15 protein-coding genes are annotated in these 15,378 nt (G+C 73.7%); 6 read left to right on the top strand and 9 right to left on the bottom strand.

The genetic code is table 11. The annotated features are described in order from the left end of the window. Positions 1-40: 40 nt before the first annotated feature. Positions 41-460 carry a D-aminoacyl-tRNA deacylase gene (dtd, locus tag E4P43_RS03165; protein WP_348522087.1) on the bottom strand — a complete coding sequence of 140 codons (420 nt, stop codon included), beginning with the start codon at positions 458-460 and terminating at the stop codon, positions 41-43. Positions 461-652: 192 nt separating this feature from the next. Between dtd and E4P43_RS03160 the strand changes: the two genes are divergently transcribed. Then, positions 653-3,391, top strand: a complete 2,739-nt coding sequence (locus tag E4P43_RS03160) for an endo-1,4-beta-xylanase (RefSeq protein ID WP_209313693.1) — start codon at positions 653-655, stop codon at positions 3,389-3,391. 84 nt (positions 3,392-3,475) lie between these two features. Here E4P43_RS03160 and E4P43_RS03155 read toward each other — a convergent pair whose 3' ends face one another. After that, complete coding sequence (locus E4P43_RS03155; protein WP_135143973.1) at positions 3,476-3,982, bottom strand: DUF4188 domain-containing protein; 507 nt, start codon at positions 3,980-3,982, stop codon at positions 3,476-3,478. A gap of 99 nt (positions 3,983-4,081) precedes the next feature. Between E4P43_RS03155 and E4P43_RS03150 the strand changes: the two genes are divergently transcribed. The 4 genes from E4P43_RS03150 to E4P43_RS03135 all read left to right on the top strand — a co-directional run bounded on the left by E4P43_RS03150 (position 4,082) and on the right by E4P43_RS03135 (position 6,128). After that, the gene (locus E4P43_RS03150) at positions 4,082-4,690 is read left to right on the top strand and encodes a TetR/AcrR family transcriptional regulator (RefSeq protein ID WP_135143972.1); all 609 of its coding nucleotides are present in this window, start codon (positions 4,082-4,084) and stop codon (positions 4,688-4,690) included. Positions 4,691-4,748: 58 nt separating this feature from the next. Continuing rightward, a complete protein-coding gene (locus tag E4P43_RS03145; protein WP_135143971.1) occupies positions 4,749-5,342 on the top strand; it encodes an HhH-GPD-type base excision DNA repair protein in 594 nt (197 codons plus the stop codon). A 94-nt stretch (positions 5,343-5,436) separates the two neighbouring features. Beyond that, a complete protein-coding gene (locus tag E4P43_RS03140; protein ID WP_135143970.1) occupies positions 5,437-5,775 on the top strand; it encodes a DUF3099 domain-containing protein in 339 nt (112 codons plus the stop codon). A 125-nt stretch (positions 5,776-5,900) separates the two neighbouring features. After that, on the top strand, positions 5,901-6,128 hold the full coding sequence (locus tag E4P43_RS03135; RefSeq protein ID WP_135143969.1) for a DUF3039 domain-containing protein: 228 nt from the start codon (positions 5,901-5,903) through the stop codon (positions 6,126-6,128). A gap of 59 nt (positions 6,129-6,187) precedes the next feature. On the opposite strand, the gene E4P43_RS03130 is transcribed toward E4P43_RS03135, so the two are convergent. The 5 genes from E4P43_RS03130 to ppgK all read right to left on the bottom strand — a co-directional run bounded on the left by E4P43_RS03130 (position 6,188) and on the right by ppgK (position 12,673). Further along, positions 6,188-7,264 carry a YihY/virulence factor BrkB family protein gene (locus tag E4P43_RS03130; protein WP_135143968.1) on the bottom strand — a complete coding sequence of 359 codons (1,077 nt, stop codon included), beginning with the start codon at positions 7,262-7,264 and terminating at the stop codon, positions 6,188-6,190. Positions 7,265-7,346: 82 nt separating this feature from the next. Then, the gene (locus tag E4P43_RS03125; RefSeq protein ID WP_135143967.1) at positions 7,347-9,524 is read right to left on the bottom strand and encodes a VanW family protein; all 2,178 of its coding nucleotides are present in this window, start codon (positions 9,522-9,524) and stop codon (positions 7,347-7,349) included. Between the two features lie 142 nt (positions 9,525-9,666). Next, positions 9,667-9,891 carry a hypothetical protein gene (locus E4P43_RS03120; RefSeq protein ID WP_135143966.1) on the bottom strand — a complete coding sequence of 75 codons (225 nt, stop codon included), beginning with the start codon at positions 9,889-9,891 and terminating at the stop codon, positions 9,667-9,669. A gap of 420 nt (positions 9,892-10,311) precedes the next feature. Then, positions 10,312-11,658: an RNA polymerase sigma factor gene (locus E4P43_RS03115; RefSeq protein ID WP_135143965.1), complete on the bottom strand. Its 1,347-nt coding sequence runs from the start codon at positions 11,656-11,658 to the stop codon at positions 10,312-10,314. Positions 11,659-11,929: 271 nt separating this feature from the next. Further along, entirely contained in the window at positions 11,930-12,673 is a 744-nt protein-coding gene (ppgK, locus tag E4P43_RS03110) for a polyphosphate--glucose phosphotransferase (RefSeq protein ID WP_135143964.1), read from the bottom strand. A 97-nt stretch (positions 12,674-12,770) separates the two neighbouring features. Between ppgK and E4P43_RS03105 the strand changes: the two genes are divergently transcribed. After that, positions 12,771-13,592: an inositol monophosphatase family protein gene (locus tag E4P43_RS03105; RefSeq protein WP_167759043.1), complete on the top strand. Its 822-nt coding sequence runs from the start codon at positions 12,771-12,773 to the stop codon at positions 13,590-13,592. Between the two features lie 15 nt (positions 13,593-13,607). Here the strand turns inward: E4P43_RS03105 and E4P43_RS03100 are convergent, their stop codons facing one another. Beyond that, positions 13,608-14,147, bottom strand: a complete 540-nt coding sequence (locus E4P43_RS03100; protein ID WP_135143963.1) for a LytR C-terminal domain-containing protein — start codon at positions 14,145-14,147, stop codon at positions 13,608-13,610. 65 nt (positions 14,148-14,212) lie between these two features. Further along, on the bottom strand, positions 14,213-15,259 hold the full coding sequence (locus E4P43_RS03095; protein ID WP_135143962.1) for a phosphotransferase family protein: 1,047 nt from the start codon (positions 15,257-15,259) through the stop codon (positions 14,213-14,215). Positions 15,260-15,378 lie beyond the last annotated feature (119 nt).

Raw genomic sequence — 15,378 nt, 5'->3', positions numbered from 1 at the left:
AGTCCCAGACATGTAATTCGGCCGGAGCCGTTCCCCGAGGTCAGACCTCCAGGAGCAGGGTCATGGGGCCCTCGTTGACCGACGAGACCCGCATGCTCGCCCCGAACCGCCCGGTGGCCACCGTCGCCCCGCGGCGGCGCAGCTCGGCCACCACCTCGTCGACGAGCGGCTCGGCCAGCTCACCGGGGGCGGCGTCCTGCCAGGACGGCCGGCGACCCTTCCGGGTGTCGGCGTAGAGCGTGAACTGGCTGACGACGAGCACCGGCAGGCCCAGGTCGGCGGCCGACACCTGGCCCCCCTCGGCGGGGAAGATGCGCAGCTCGTGGATCTTGCGGGCCAGCGCCCGGGCCGCGTCCGCGTCGTCCTCGCGGCCCACTCCGACCAGTGACAGCAGCCCGGGGCCGATCTCCCCGACCACGACCCCGTCGACGGTTACAGCGGCTGTACTGACTCGGCTCACGACGGCGCGCACCTGGGCATTCTCCCGTGCCGCCACGGCGGGCCGCCCCGCGGCGCCGCGACCTGTTGCGCGCAAGAGTTTCGAAAACCATGGAAATCGTTGACGTAACAGAATGTGAGCCGCTTCACTCCCCTCGGTTGCATCACGGCGAGGTCACGACGGCCCGCCGAACGATCGGGGCGAGGGGTTCACATGTCAGGACGTCGTCTGGCCGCCGGGGGTCTCGCCCTCGGCATGACCGCCGGGCTGGCGGTGATCGGGGCGCCCGTCGCGGGAGCCGCTCCGGCCACCGTGCACGAGACGAGCTTCGAGAACGGCACCAGCAGCTGGTACGGCCGTGGTGGCGCGAAGGTGGCGACGACGACCGACGCCGCCCGCACCGGGGCGCAGAGCCTCGCCGTCACCGGCCGCACCCAGAACTGGGAGGGGCCGGGGCTGAACGGGCTCTCGCTCATGCCTCCCGGGAACTACAGCCTGGAGGCCTGGGTGCGGCTGCCCGCCGGCAGCGGCACCGACAAGGTGACCTTCGCGGTGAAGCGCACGCCCACGGGCGGCGCGACCGCCTACGACTGGATCCAGCAGGGCGACGTCACCGACGCCGGCTGGACGAAGCTCTCCGGCACCTACTCGATCGCCGCGCCCACCTCCGAGCTGGAGGTCTACCTCGAGAGCCCCGACGCCACCCAGAGCTTCTACGTCGACGACGTGAAGATCGTCGGCGAGGCGGCGCAGCCGCCGGCCGAGCCGGGCACCGTCCAGCCGGTCAGCACCGACTTCGAGAGCGGTCTGCAGGGCTGGGGCCCCCGGGGCGACGCCAAGGTGGAGGTCGTCACCTCCGACGCCCACGGCGGGGCGCAGAGCCTGCTGGCGACCAACCGCCTGCAGTCCTGGCAGGGCCCGGTCCTCGACCTCACGAAGAGCGTCGCGGTCGGCAAGACCGTGCAGGTCTCCCTGTGGGCGAAGCTGGCCCCCGGCCAGGGCTCCGCCTCGCTGCTGGCCTCGGTCCAGCGTGACCGCGCCGGCGCCGCCACGGGCTACGACAACGTCGCGGGCGCGAGCGCGGTGGTCACCGATGCCGCGTGGGTCCAGCTGAAGGGGACCTACACGCTGGGTGCTCCGGTCGACAAGGCGCAGCTCTACGTCGAGGGGACCGCCGGCGCGAGCTTCCTCATCGACGACGTCACGGTGAAGGAGTTCGCCGAGACGCCGATCCAGGACGTCCCCGCGCTCAAGGACGTGCTCGGCGCCCAGGGCTTCGAGCACGTCGGCGTCGCCGTCGACGCCCGCGAGACCGTCGGCCGGCCCTCCCAGCTGCTGCAGAAGCACTTCAACGCGATCACCCCGGAGAACGACGGCAAGCCCGCCGAGATCCAGCCGACGGAGGGCACCTTCACCTTCGGTGACCTCGACGCGCTGCTCGACTACGCCGACAGGAACGGCGAGAAGGTCTACGGCCACGTCCTCGCCTGGCACTCCCAGACCCCGGCCTGGTTCTTCAAGGACGGGGAGCGCGACCTGACCAACAGCCCGGCCGACCAGGCGCTGCTGCGCTCCCGCATGGAGACGCACATCAAGGCGATCGCCGACCACGTGAACGCGCGCTACCCGAACGGCACCAGCCCGATCTGGGCCTGGGACGTCGTGAACGAGGTCATCGCCGACGGCGACAACGCCAACCCGCACGACATGCGGGACAGCCGCTGGTTCCAGGTGCTCGGCGAGACCTTCGTCGACGACGCGTTCCGCTTCGCCGACAAGTACTTCCCGCAGGCGAAGCTGTTCATCAACGACTACAACTCCGAGATGCCGGAGAAGCGGGCCGACTACCTGTCCCTCATCTCCGCCCTCATGCAGCGGGGCGTCCCGATCGACGGCGTCGGCCACCAGGCGCACATGGACTTCGCCCGCCCGGTCCAGTGGCTCGACGACTCGCTGACCGCCGTCGAGAAGCTCGACCCGACGCTGCTGCAGGTCATCACCGAGCTGGACATCAGCACCTCGGCGGAGAACAACGGTGCCGACGTCAGCGCCGGGACGGTGCCGCAGCACCGTCCCGGGATGGCGAACCAGGCCGAGTCGGAGACGGAGAACGGGTACTACTACCGCGACCTGTTCCAGGTGCTCCGCAAGCACTCGGGGTCGATCGAGTCGGTGACCTTCTGGGGCATCAGCAACGCCCGCAGCTGGCTGCGGACGTGGCCGGCCGCCCGCCCGTGGGAGGCGCCGCTGCCCTTCGACGACGACCTGCAGGTGACCCCCGCCTACTGGGGCATCGTGGACCCGGCCAGGCTCGCCCCGCGTCCGGCCGACCAGCTGGCCCCGCGCATCGCCGGCAAGGACCCCGTGCGGGTTCCCTCGACGAGCGTCAACGGCGCGAAGGTCACCTACTCGGTCGTCGCCGGTGACACGCGGGACGGTGCCGTCACCCCGGTCTGCTCGCCCCGCTCGGGCTCGCAGTTCCCGCTCGGCACCACGACGGTCACCTGCACCGCGACCGACAAGGCCGGCAACAAGGCCAACCCGATGACCTTCGACGTGGTGGTCACCGCACCCGCCACCCGCACGAAGCTCGTGCAGGAGGTGAACATCGGGCTGCCCGTGCAGGGCAGGGTGGGCAAGCCCGTCGCGCCCGTCGTCATCTTCGGCAACATCGGCTCCGGGAAGCTGCTCGGCAGCACGCTGGAGTACGGCTGCGTGCAGACCAACGCCGGTGCGCCCGGAGCCGGTGCGCTGTCGCTGACCGCGAAGCCGGCGACGGTGCAGAAGGCGGCCAGGCGCGACTACTCGGCGTGGCAGTTCGGCAACCTCTCCCTGCAGGGGACGCCCACCGCGGCCGGCACCGCGCGCTTCGAGTGCACGATGTCGATGACCGACAGCCTCGGGGCGGAGGTCACGGCCACCGACACGGTGACGGTCACCATCCGTCGCTGACCGCTGCCGCACCGACCGGCCCCCGACCGCAGCCGCGGCCGGGGGCCGGTCCGCGTCGGGGGGCAGGCCCCCGGGTCCCGCCGGTCAGTAGGGGGCGACGGCGGGGACGTCGGGCACCGAGGCGTCCAGCCGGTGGGCCGCGCGCTGCCCGCGCGCGGCGAGGGGGACCAGGCCGGTGGCGCCGCCGAGGCCGAAGCCGGCGGGCATGTTGACGTAGACGCTCTCGGAGCGGTCCAGGACGTAGGTCTCGTGGAAGATGCCGACGTCGCCGTTGTCCCGGACCCGCTTGTTGAACTCCCGCCAGGCGGGCAGGTGGGCGTGGTCCCGGGCGCGGGCGTAGCGGTCGAGGTCCTCGGCGCTGCGCCAGTACTGGACCGTGAGCACGATGCGCCCGCTGACGTAGGTGCGGGCGGCGAGCAGCCCCAGGTCGGGCTGCGCGAGCAGCTCCTGCAGCATCCGAGGCATCGCCGTGGCGACCGGCAGCCACTGCCGGACCTTGCGCAGCCGGTTGACCCGCATGCCGATGAGGAAGGCGACCGTGCCGGGCGGTGCGTCGGCGGTCACCCGGCCGGCGAGTGCGGTGCTGCTCATGGCGGTTCTCCTGTCGGTGGCGCGGAGGCGGAGGAGGGGAGCGCCGATGTGGGCACCGGCAACATGGACACCACAGCACGGAAGGTGGACACTGTCAACATGGTCGAAGGTCCCGGCGCCGCTCGCCGCTACCACCACGGCAACCTGCGGGCCGCGCTGATCGACACCGCCGTCGACCAGGCGCGGGCCGGAGGCGCCGACGCGGTCGTGCTGCGCGACGCCGCCCGGCGTACCGGCGTCTCGCACAACGCGGCCTACCGCCACTTCGCGGACCGGGACGACCTGCTCGCCGAGGTCTCCTCGCGCGGCATGGCCGAGCTGGAGCAGCGGATGCGCGACCGGCTGGCCGACCTCCCCGCCGACGACCACGGTCGGCCCGCCGCCGCGCGGCTGCGTGCCGTGGGCCGCGAGTACGTGCACTTCGCGCTCGCGGAGCCGGGCCTGTTCGCCACGGCCTTCGCCTGCGGCCGGCCGGAGGAGGGGGCACCGGGCCAGGGCCCCTACGGGGTGCTCTCCACCGTGCTCGACGAGATGGTCTCGGCCGGAGAGCTGCCCGCCGAGCGACGTCCCGGTGCGGACCTCACCTGCTGGGCCGCGGTGCACGGGTTCGCCGTGCTGTGCCTGCAGGGCCCGCTGCAGGAGCTGTCGGAGCAGGAGCGCGAGGCCCAGCTGGACGGGCTGCTCGAGCGGGTGGCGCGGGGGCTCTAGGCGCCGGGACGCTGCCCGGGTCGGTGCTCCAGGACCGGGGTGGGGCACGATTCCGGGCGTGCCGACCCTTCGCATCGCCCAGGACGACGCCGCGGACGAGCTGCTCGGACGCGACCCGCTCGCGCTGCTGATCGGGATGCTGCTGGACCAGCAGTTCCCCATGGAGCGCGCCTTCGGGGCCCCGCGGCTGCTGGCCGACCGGCTCGGCGTGGACACGCTGTCGGCCGAGCAGATCGCCGCCACGGACCCCGAGGAGCTCGTCCGGCTCTTCCAGGGGCCGCCGGCCCTGCACCGCTACCCCGGCTCCATGGCCGGGCGGGCGCAGGAGGTGTGCCGCGCCCTGGTGGAGCAGTACGACGGCCAGGTGGCCGGCCTGTGGGCCGACGGGCCGGACGGCGCCACCCTGCTGAAGCGGCTCAACGCGCTGCCCGGCTTCGGTGCGCAGAAGTCGAAGATCTTCCTGGCGCTGCTCGGCAAGCAGTACGGCGTGACCCCGCCGGGCTGGCGCGAGGCCGCCGGTGACTACGGCGCCGACGGGTCCCGGCGCTCGGTCGCCGACATCACGGGACCGGAGTCGCTTGCGGAGGTGCGGGCGTTCAAGCAGGAGCAGAAGCAGGCAGCGAAGGCGGCCCGCCAGGCCTCCGCCGGCTGAGCACCGGCGCCCCGCCGCCGGACCGCGTTCCGGTGGCACCATGGGAGGGGTCCGGGGCGCCCCGAGCGACCCGGCCGGCGGAGGGAAGGTACCCGTGGCCTCGAGCCAGCAGTCCGCGCGCGCACGCAGGTCCGAGCCCCTGCTCATCACGGAAGCCCAGACCAGCCTCGCCGACCAGCACGCCGCCCGTAAGCGGCGGTACGCGATCACGATGGCCATCCGCGCAGTGGCGCTGATCCTGGCCGCCGTCTTCTACAAGATCGTGTGGCTCATGATCATCCTGGCGATCCTGGGCACCGTGCTGCCGTGGATCGCCGTGGTCATGGCCAACGACCGTCCGCCGAAGAAGAAGACGGAGATGCGGGGCTACACCCCGCGGCCGGACCGGGTCCTGGAGAACCCCGCCCGGTCGACGCGGATCATCGACGTCTGACCGGTGCCCGGGCTGGGCCGAGCTGGGGGAGCCCGCCCTGTCATCATGGTCGCCGGGTGCGGGGGCACCGAGGCCGACCGCCGCCGGACCGCCCGCACGACACGACCGCCGAGCAGGGAGCCCGCATGACCAGCAGCGACATCCTCGAGCGCCCGGACGTCCGCGACGCCGACACGGGCAACGCCAACGAGGTCTTCCACTACGTCCGCAAGAACAAGATCGCCGAGAGCGCGGTCATGGGGACGATGGTCGAGGCGCTGTGCGGCGAGGTCTTCCCGGTCACCAAGAGCCCGAAGCCCGGCAGCCCCGTCTGCCCGGCCTGCAAGGAGATCTACAACCAGCTCAAGAAGTAGGAGCACCCCGGCCGCCCCCACCACGCGCGGGCTCGCGGCGGGACCCGCCACCGGGGCCGCTAGCGCAGGCCGAGGCGGCGCGCCTCCTCCTCGAGCTTGGCCGCCCGCCGGGCCCGTCGCCGGCGGTCGTGCCGGCGCAGCGGTGCGGGCCACCGCGACTGGATGGTCGCGTTGAGCTCGGCGCCCAGCAGCACGGCCATGCCGAAGAAGAAGCAGAACAGCAGCGCGCCGATGGGCGCCGCGAGCGCGCCGTAGGGCAGCGCGGTGGTCAGGATGTCGCCGATGTAGGCGCGCAGCAGCAGGGCCGCCACGAGGAAGAAGCCGAGGCTGAGGAACGCGCCGGGCAGGTGCCGGCGCCACGGCAGCCGGTGGGGCAGGACGACGTGGAAGAAGCTCGTCAGGGCCAGCAGCAGGCCGACGAGCACCAGCGGCCAGTAGACGGCGTCGATGAACATCGCCGTGGGCCCGCGCCAGTCGGGCGGGGCGAGGGCCACCAGCACCTCACGGCCCAGCACCAGCAGCGGCAGCGTCAGCACGGCCACGACCATGCCGACCACGAACAGCCACAGCGCCTTGAGCCGCGTCCGGATCGGCCCGCGGACGTCGCGCTGGTCGTAGGCGATGACGATCGTGTTCATGAACGTCGCGGTCGCCGAGGACCCCGCCCACAGAGAGAGCACGAAGCCCAGGCTCACGACGTCCAGCCGCCCCGATCCCAGGATGTCGGCCAAGGTGGGGGCGACCAGCGAGTCGACGACGCCCGGGGTCACCGCCTCGGCGGAGGCGTCGAGCAGCTGGTCCTCGATCTGACGGACCGCGTCGCTGCCGATGACGTCCCCGAGGTAGCCCAGCGACCCGAGCAGCCCGATCAGCAGCGGCGGGATGGAGAGGATCTGCCAGAACGCCGCCTCCGCCGACAGGCCGAGGATGCGGTCGTGCCAGGCCTTGGCGACGGTCTGCCCGAGGACCTCGAGGGGGATGCGCAGGACCGGTGGCCAGCGCCGCAGCCGGGACTCGTCCTCCGGGGACCCCGGGCCCCCGTCCGGGCCGGTGGCCGTCGACGGCGCCGGGCCCTCGTCGGGCGCCGCGTCCGGCCCGGCCGGCGCGACCGGGCCGGTGGGCAGGACGGGACTCACCACGACAGTGTGCACGCCGCGGCCCGGCCCGGCCGACGAGGTGCTGCCCGGCGCGGCCGCCCGAGCAGCACCTACCGCCCGGTCAGGCCGCGCGGGGACGGGCCGGACGACGGCCGCCCGGGGACGGCGGGCCGCCCGGGGGAGTGCCCTCGGGGGCCGGCGGGGCCGGTGCCGGCGGTGCGGTGCACGTGAGCACCGCCTCGGCGGCGTAGCTGGTCCGGAAGTTCTCGCGCTTGATCTCCGAGCCCGAGCCCAGGTCCCGGAACACCCTTGTGACGGTGATGTCGAAGCCGCGCACGCCGGACTGGGGGATGCAGTTGTCGCCGGCCGGCTTCTCCAGCCGGGCGGGCTCCCGGAAGTTGGTGCGCGGCCCCTCGATCGCCTGGATCTCGTAGCGCTTCGTGCCGTAGAAGCTGACCGTCAGGGAGCCCGGGGTCCAGGCGGTGTCGACGTAGATGCCGGTGTCGGTGTCGTTGCGCCACTGCAGGTCGATCAGACCCTCGTACACGGTCGCCTCGCGCCCGGCCGGGTAGCGGTCGATGTAGAAGCTGTGCGGCTTGTGGTAGACGTCCTCGAGGCCGGCGAAGAAGACGGCGTTGAACATCGTCGTGGCGAACTGGCTCACCCCACCGCCGACCGCCTTCGACAGCTGGCCGCCGCTGATGACCGTGGCCTCGACGTAGCCCTGGGCGGTCCCGCGGGGGCCGGTGTACTCGTTGAGGCTGAAGGTCTCGCCCGGCATGACCAGCGCGCCGTCGACCTCCGCGGCGGCCACGCGGATGTTCGTGCCGCTGACGGGGTTGCTGATCCTCGTCGTGAACGTGCTGACCTGCTCCTTGATGCCCAGGGCCTGGGCCTCCTCGGTGGTCAGGTCCGCGGGCACCGGTCCGAGGACGGCGGTGACGGTCCGCGGGGCGTCCTCGGTGAGCACCGGCAGCAGCTGCTCGGCGAGGTTCGCCGGGTCGATCCCGGTGCCGTCCACCGACGGCACGATGGAGACGGTGCTGCCGTTGATCTCGAACCCGGCGTCCTTGGCCGGCGTGCCGAAGCGGCCGAGCTCGTCGCCGAGGGCCTGCACCAGCTGCTCCGGGCCGACCGCGACACCCAGGGTGCCGTCCTCGCCCGGGGTGAAGGTCAGCGAGGCGGCGATGGCCGCGACCGGGACCTCGGCCGAGACGCTCCCGTCCTCGCTCACGATGCCGACCGGAGCCGACAGCGCGGGGGTCACGGTCTCCTCCAGCACGCGCTGGGCCTCCGCCTCGTCGACCGAGACACCCTCGACGTCGACCGGCAGGTCGATGGCGGTGGCGGGGTCCTGCCCGGAGGCGAGCGCGGCGATGATCGCGTCGGCGGCGCCGTCGCGGTCCAGCGTCCGGCCGTCCTGGGGCGGCACGACCGACGGCGTGGTGCCCTCGATGGCGATGGTGGCGTCCACCGGCGCGCGGTCGACCTGCTCGGCCAGCGTGTCCATCTGGGCGGCCAGGGCGGTCGCCTCGCCGGTGAGCACGGGCTCGACCGGACGGTCGGAGAAGAAGCTGGTCAGCCGGGTCCAGGGGTTCAGGGGCTGGTCGTCGGCCGCGTCCACGGTCGCGTCGACGTCCAGCGCGATGCCCGCCGTCACCGGGGTGAAGGGGACGGTGACGTCGTCGGCGCGGACCTGGTGCTCGGCGGTGACCCGCTCGGACAGCTCCTGCTCCAGCGTGCTCGCCGCCGCCGAGGGGGACAGGCCGCCGATGTCGACCCCGGCGACGACGGTGGACCGGGGGATGTCGCCGGAGGTCGTGGCGAGGTCGACGCCGTAGAGCGCGGCCAGGACGGCGACGGCGCCCGCGGGGACGAGCACGGCCCGCCGGCGCCACCACGGGCCGCTGGGGCCGTCCACGGGGGGCTGCTCGGGCGGGGGAGCGTCGGCCGGCCCGTCGCGCAGGTCGAGCGGCGGCACGACGGCGGTGCGGCCGGCGGCCTCGGCGGGCGGCAGGTGGGCGGTGCGGTCCTCGTCGCCGGAGGACAGGTCGATGCGGCCCGTCGCGTCGTGCTCGGTGGTGACCGGCGCGGCCACCGGGGCCGTGGGGTGCTCCGCGGCGGCCGGCTCCGGGCGCTCGTCGGCGGGCTTGCCCTGCAGCCACTCGCGGGTCACCGGACGGGTGTCGTCGGGCTCCTCGCCGAAGCCCTGCGCGGGCGGTGCGGGCACCGGGCGGGGGTCGGTGCCGCTGGGGCGCATCCGGACCGTCTCGTCCGGTGCCGGGTACTGCTGGGACATGGGGTCTTCCTCCGGTCGCCGCGTACCGGGGGTCCCCGGAGACGACGGAGCCGCCGGCCCGACACCCGCACGGGGCGGGGAGTCGGACGCGGCGGCGTCGTCAGGTGAGGCGGTCATCGCGGGCGCGACGATAGCGCCTCTCTCACGCGGTCAGGTGCTGGTCGCCCTCTGTGTCGATGATGTCGACAGCAATGTCACGGAGCTTGCTCTCGTACTCCCGGGCGTGGTGCCCGCAGAACACGAGGTCGCTACCGCTGGCGAGCACGACACGGACCTTGGCCAGGGCGCCACAACGGTCGCAGTGGAAGGGCACGACCAGGTCGTCGGCGGCGGGGGTCGTCGTCAGCGTCTGGGTCATCTGGGTCATCACTCGCTCTCTACCGCACGGACCCGCGGCTGCGGATCGGCCTCCTGCACAGCGCCAGGATGGCCCCTCGTGTTCCCGTTGCGGATGCGTTCGTCGCGGACTCGCCGAAAGAGATGAGTCCGTGACCGACGGGTGCACCGCGGTCGGTTCCAGCAGGGGACGTCACTGGCTTCTTACGGGTGGAGCACTTGCTGGTCGTCGTCGGAGCCCCGGGTGGGAGAGCCGGGACGACCGTCGGTCCTCTGCTGTCTTGCGTCTCCCACGCTACGCCGTCTACCCGACAGCTGTCGGGCTACACCGGTCGTCACCCAACCGACACCATGTGCATCCCCGTACGGGGGACGCCGGCCGGTGGACGACGACGGCCGGTGACCCGGGAGGGTCACCGGCCGCCGTGCGGTGCCTCTGGACGGGCCTCGCTCAGTCCAGGTAGTCGCGCAGGACCTGCGACCGGCTGGGGTGGCGCAGCTTCGACATGGTCTTGGACTCGATCTGGCGGATCCGCTCGCGGGTCACGCCGTAGACCTGGCCGATCTCGTCGAGGGTGCGGGGCTGGCCGTCGGTCAGGCCGAACCGCAGCCGGACGACGCCGGCCTCCCGCTCCGAGAGCGTCTGCAGCACGCTGGTCAGCTGGTCCTGCATGAGCGTGAAGCTCACCGCGTCGACCGCCACGACCGCCTCGGAGTCCTCGATGAAGTCACCGAGCTGGCTGTCGCCCTCGTCGCCGATGGTCTGGTCGAGGCTGATCGGCTCCCGGGCGTACTGCTGGATCTCCAGCACCTTGTCCGGGGTGATGTCCATCTCCTTGGCCAGCTCCTCCGGGGTGGGCTCGCGGCCCAGGTCCTGGAGCAGCTCGCGCTGGATGCGGCCGAGCTTGTTGATGACCTCGACCATGTGCACCGGGATGCGGATGGTGCGGGCCTGGTCGGCCATGGCGCGGGTGATGGCCTGGCGGATCCACCACGTCGCGTAGGTCGAGAACTTGTAGCCCTTGGTGTAGTCGAACTTCTCCACCGCGCGGATCAGGCCGAGGTTGCCCTCCTGGATCAGGTCCAGGAACGCCATGCCGCGGCCGGTGTAGCGCTTGGCGAGGGAGACGACGAGGCGCAGGTTGGCCTCGAGCAGGTGGTTCTTGGCGCGCTCGCCGTCGCGGACGATCCAGTTGAGGTCCCGGCGCATCTGCGGCGAGATCTTCTGGCCCTCCTCCTCGACCTGGCGGAGGCGCTCGGAGCCGTAGAGACCGGCCTCGATGCGCTTGGCGAGGTCGACCTCCTCCTCGGCGTTGAGCAGCGCGACCTTGCCGATCTGCTTGAGGTAGGCGCGGACGGAGTCGGCGGACGCGGTGAGCTCGGCGTCCTTGCGGGCCTGCCGCAGCGCCTCGGACTCCTCCTCCTCGTCCCACTCGAAGTCGCCGGAGGCGGCCTCCTCGGCGGCCGGCGCCTCGGCCTCGGGGCCGTCGGTGCCCGCGACGATCGTCTCGTCGAGCTTGAGGCCCTCGGTCCCCGCGGCGACGACGGCGACGGCGGAGTCGTCGGTCGCCACCGCGGTGAGCACGGTGCCCTCGGCAGCGCCGGGGGACGGGGTGATCGCCGGCTTGGTGCGGCTCTTGGCCGGCGCCTTCGCGGCGGCGGACTTGGCCGGGGCCTTCTTCCGGGCGGAAGCCGGCTCGGCGGCCGTCTTCGTGGCACGGGTACCGGTCGCGGCCGTCCTGGCGCGCGGGCTGGTGCTCGCTGCGGCTGCTTCCGGTGCTGGCTGGTCGGCGGGCACTCAGGTTCCTTCCCGTGCTGGGTTCGTTCCCCGGGGGACCGTGTGGTCCGCGGGCAGCGGCTCCGGCCAGCGCCCCGGGCGGGGGAGGACCCGGCAGATCCGCACGGCGTTTGACCGTGGCGGAGGCAGGGGATCCCTCCCGGCTGGAAGGGCGTCGGGCTGGGGCTTCACCATTGTAACGGCGTCCGGCGGCGAAACCATCGCCTCGGATCGCTGGCCCTGCCTCCGACGGGGCGGTCGGGCCTCCCCCCGGAGGGTGAGCGGGGCTTGCTCAGGGGGCCAGGCGCTCCACGGCGGCGAGCGCGGCACCCACGATCCCGGCGTCGTTCTGCAGCTGGGCCGGGACGACCGGCGTGCGGGTGCTGAGGAGCGGCACCCACTTGTGCGCCTTCTTGCTCACACCGCCGCCGACGATGATCAGGTCGGGCCACAGCCCCGCCTCCAGCACGTCGAGGTAGCGGTCCACCCGCTGCGCCCACTCGGGGTAGCCGAGCTCCTCGCGCTCGCGCGCGGCGGCCGAGGCCCGTCGCTCGCCGTCCTCGCCGTCGACCTGGATGTGCCCGAACTCGGTGTTGGGCACCAGCCGGCCGTCGACGAACAGCGCGCTGCCGATCCCGGTGCCGAACGTGAGCATCAGCACGACGCCGTTGCGGTCCCGGCCGGCGCCGTAGCGCATCTCCGCCAGGCCGGCGGCGTCGGCGTCGTTGAGGGTCTGCACCGAGCCCGCGATGCGCTGCTCCAGGCCGGCGTCGACGTCGGTCCCGATCCAGGTCTTGTCCACGTTGGCCGCGGTGTGCGCGACCCCGGCCTTCATGACGCCGGGGAAGGTCACGCCGACCTGCCCGCTCCAGCCGAAGGACTCGACGATCGTCGCGACGACGCCGTAGACCGCGTCCGGCACGGACGGCTGCGGCGTCTCGATCCGTACCCGCTCCCCGACGAGGCGGCCCTCGTCGAGGTCGACGAGGCACCCCTTGATGCCGCTGCCGCCGATGTCCACTCCGAAGCCCTGCACGCGGACAGGCTAGTAGAAGGCCCCCTCGCCCCCCGCCACTCGCGAGCTCGCAGCGGGCCCCTGCGAGGGAGCCGGTCGCTGGGGCAGGATCGGCGTCGTGACCTCCGCGCGCGACCAGGGGCCCTCGCCCGCCGAGCTGCTCGGGCTGGCGGTGTCGGCGGCGCGCGAGGCGGCCGACCTGGTGGCCCGCGGACGGGAGGGCGCGGGGGAGCACGTGGGCACCAAGTCCAGCCCCGTCGACGTCGTGACGGCGGTCGACGCGGCCAGCGAGGAGCTGCTTGTCGGGCGGCTGCTCGCGGCCCGGCCGGACGACGGGGTGCTGGGCGAGGAGGGCGCCGCCCGGGAGGGCAGCAGCGGCGTGCGCTGGATCGTGGACCCGATCGACGGCACCGTGAACTTCCTCTACGACGTGCCGGCCTACGGCGTCTCCGTGGCCGCCGAGGTGCACGGCACGGTGCGCGCCGGGGTGGTGCTCAACGTGGCGACGGGCGAGCTGTTCACGGCCACCGACGGCGGCGGCGCGCGGCTGGCCGCGCCGGGCCGCCCGGAGCGCCGACTGCGCGCCGGTCGGCCGCCGTCGCTGGAGCAGACGCTGGTGGCGACCGGGTTCGGGTACCGGGCCGAGCAGCGGCGGGCGCAGGGCCGGGTCGTCGCCGAGCTGCTGCCGAGGGTGCGCGACATCCGCCGGTTCGGCAGCGCGGCGCTGGACCTGTGCGCGGTGGCGGCCGGGCGGGTCGACGCCTACTACGAGCTGGGCCTCAACCCCTGGGACCACGCCGCCGGCGCGCTGGTCGCGGCCGAGGCGGGCGCGGTGGTCACCGGTCTGCGGGGGACGCCGGTGGGGCAGCCGATGGTCATCGCCGCGGCGCCGTCGGTGGCCGGGCCGTTCGCCGACCTGGTGGCCGAGCTGCACCCCTGAGCGGGGGCGGGTGCCTCAGCAGCCCAGCGGTGCGTCGTCCCCGGCCTCGATCGCCGCGGCGACCTCCTCCTCGGCGGCCAGGCCGGTGAACTCGGGCCCGAGCACCAGGTCGACCTCGGACGTGGCCCGGGTGTCCTGGTGCAGCTCGACGCCGGGTGCGTAGGCGCCGAGGAAGCGGGCCTGGTCCCGGCCGCGGGAGCCGTACCGCACCTCGCCCACGCCCTGGACCTCGCGCTCGCTGGAGTCGTTGGCCACCTCGCCGATGGTGAACCCGCGGGCGCCGAGCTGGTCCGACACCCGCTGGGCCAGGCCGGCCTCGTCGGTCGCGTTGAAGATCCGCACCGACACCGTGCCGGGGTCCAGCGCGGGCGGCGCCTCCTCCGCCTCGGCGCAGGCGGCGGCCTCCTCGGCCTGGAGGGCGCGGTCCTGGCGGATCACGGTCCACCAGACGGCCGCGGCCGCGACGGCCAGCACGAGCAGGAAGATCAGCGGTGGCAGCGGCCGGCGACCGCTCCGGGGACGCACCGAGGGACGGGCGGCGGTGCGCTCGGTCACTGCGTACTCCTCGACGAGGTCCCGGTGGGCGGCTGACGCCCGGAGCTTAGGGGCGCGCCGCGCTCCTAGATCGCACCGTCCTCCAGCGCGGCGCGTCCCAGCTCGACGCAGGGGCCGATCCGCTCGGCGTAGCCGCTGGTGTCCTTGCCGGCCATGGCGCCGGCGGCGGAGCGGGCGAGGATCCCGGCGATGATCGCGGCGAACTTGAAGAAGGCGAACCCCACGTACCAGTTGAGGTCCGACAGGTCGGTCCCCGTGCGGGCGGCGTACCGGTCGGCCACCTCCAGGCGGGTGGGGAACCCGGGCAGCGTCGTCACCGGGCTCAGCGTGGAGGGCCGGCGCTCCCCGGCCTCCGGCCAGTAGACGAACATCATCCCGATGTCGGTGAGCGGGTCGCCCAGCGTCGACATCTCCCAGTCGAGGACCGCGGCGATGCGACCGGGCTGCGCCGGGTCGAGCAGGCAGTTGTCCAGCCGGTAGTCGCCGTGCGTGATGCCCGGGCGCTGCGTCGCCGGCACCGTCTCGGCCAGCCGGGCGGCGAGCGCGTCGAGGTCGGGCCGGTCCCGGTCGCGCGTCGCCTCCCACTGGGTGGTCCACCGGCGCACCTGGCGGGCCAGGAAGCCCTCGGGGCGGCCGAAGTCGGCCAGCCCCACGGCGGCCGGGTCCACGGAGTGGAGGTCGGCCAGGGTGTCGACCAGGGCGTCGCCGATGGCGCGGCGCTGGTCGGGGGAGTCGGCGTAGCCGGCCGGCAGCTCGCTGACGACGTGGACCCCGACCACGCGCTCCATGACGTAGAACGGGGCGCCGAGCACCGCGGGGTCGGTGCACAGGTGCAGGGTCCGGGGGACCGGCACGGGCGTCGGGCCGAGCGCCGAGATCACCCGGTGCTCGCGGGCCATGTCGTGCGCGGTGGCCAGGACGGCACCCGTCGGCGGGCGCCGGAGGATCACCGCCTCGCCCGGGCCGCCCCCCTCGGGCGTCACGACGTAGGTGAGGTTCGACATGCCCGCCGCGATGAGCTCGACGGTGACCGAACGCCATTTCTCGTGCCCCAGCGCGGAGGCCAGGTACGGGCCCACGACGGCAGGATCGGCACCCGGGGGAGTCGCCACGGCGGCAGGGTAACCTCTGCGGCTCCGCCCGCCCGCCCGACCGCTGCCGGGCCCGATGTGTCCGCTTCCAGGAGGCGGGCACAAACCGGGCTCGTCCGGCGTTGGGGGGGCTGCCGGTC

The organism is Blastococcus sp. TF02A-35, assembly GCF_004571075.1.
Taxonomy (GTDB): domain Bacteria; phylum Actinomycetota; class Actinomycetes; order Mycobacteriales; family Geodermatophilaceae; genus Blastococcus.
This window is presented reverse-complemented; position numbering and strand designations above follow the sequence as displayed.

Excerpts from the sequence above, each read along its gene's own strand:
- E4P43_RS03135 (WP_135143969.1), top strand. The coding sequence starts at position 5,901 with ATGACCAGCAGCGACATCCTCGAGCGCCCGGACGTCCGCGACGCCGAC.
- E4P43_RS03120 (WP_135143966.1), bottom strand. The coding sequence starts at position 9,891 with ATGACCCAGATGACCCAGACGCTGACGACGACCCCCGCCGCCGACGAC.
- E4P43_RS03125 (WP_135143967.1), bottom strand. The coding sequence starts at position 9,524 with ATGTCCCAGCAGTACCCGGCACCGGACGAGACGGTCCGGATGCGCCCC.
- E4P43_RS03155 (WP_135143973.1), bottom strand. The coding sequence starts at position 3,982 with ATGAGCAGCACCGCACTCGCCGGCCGGGTGACCGCCGACGCACCGCCC.
- E4P43_RS03160 (WP_209313693.1), top strand. The coding sequence starts at position 653 with ATGTCAGGACGTCGTCTGGCCGCCGGGGGTCTCGCCCTCGGCATGACC.
- E4P43_RS03150 (WP_135143972.1), top strand. The coding sequence starts at position 4,082 with ATGGTCGAAGGTCCCGGCGCCGCTCGCCGCTACCACCACGGCAACCTG.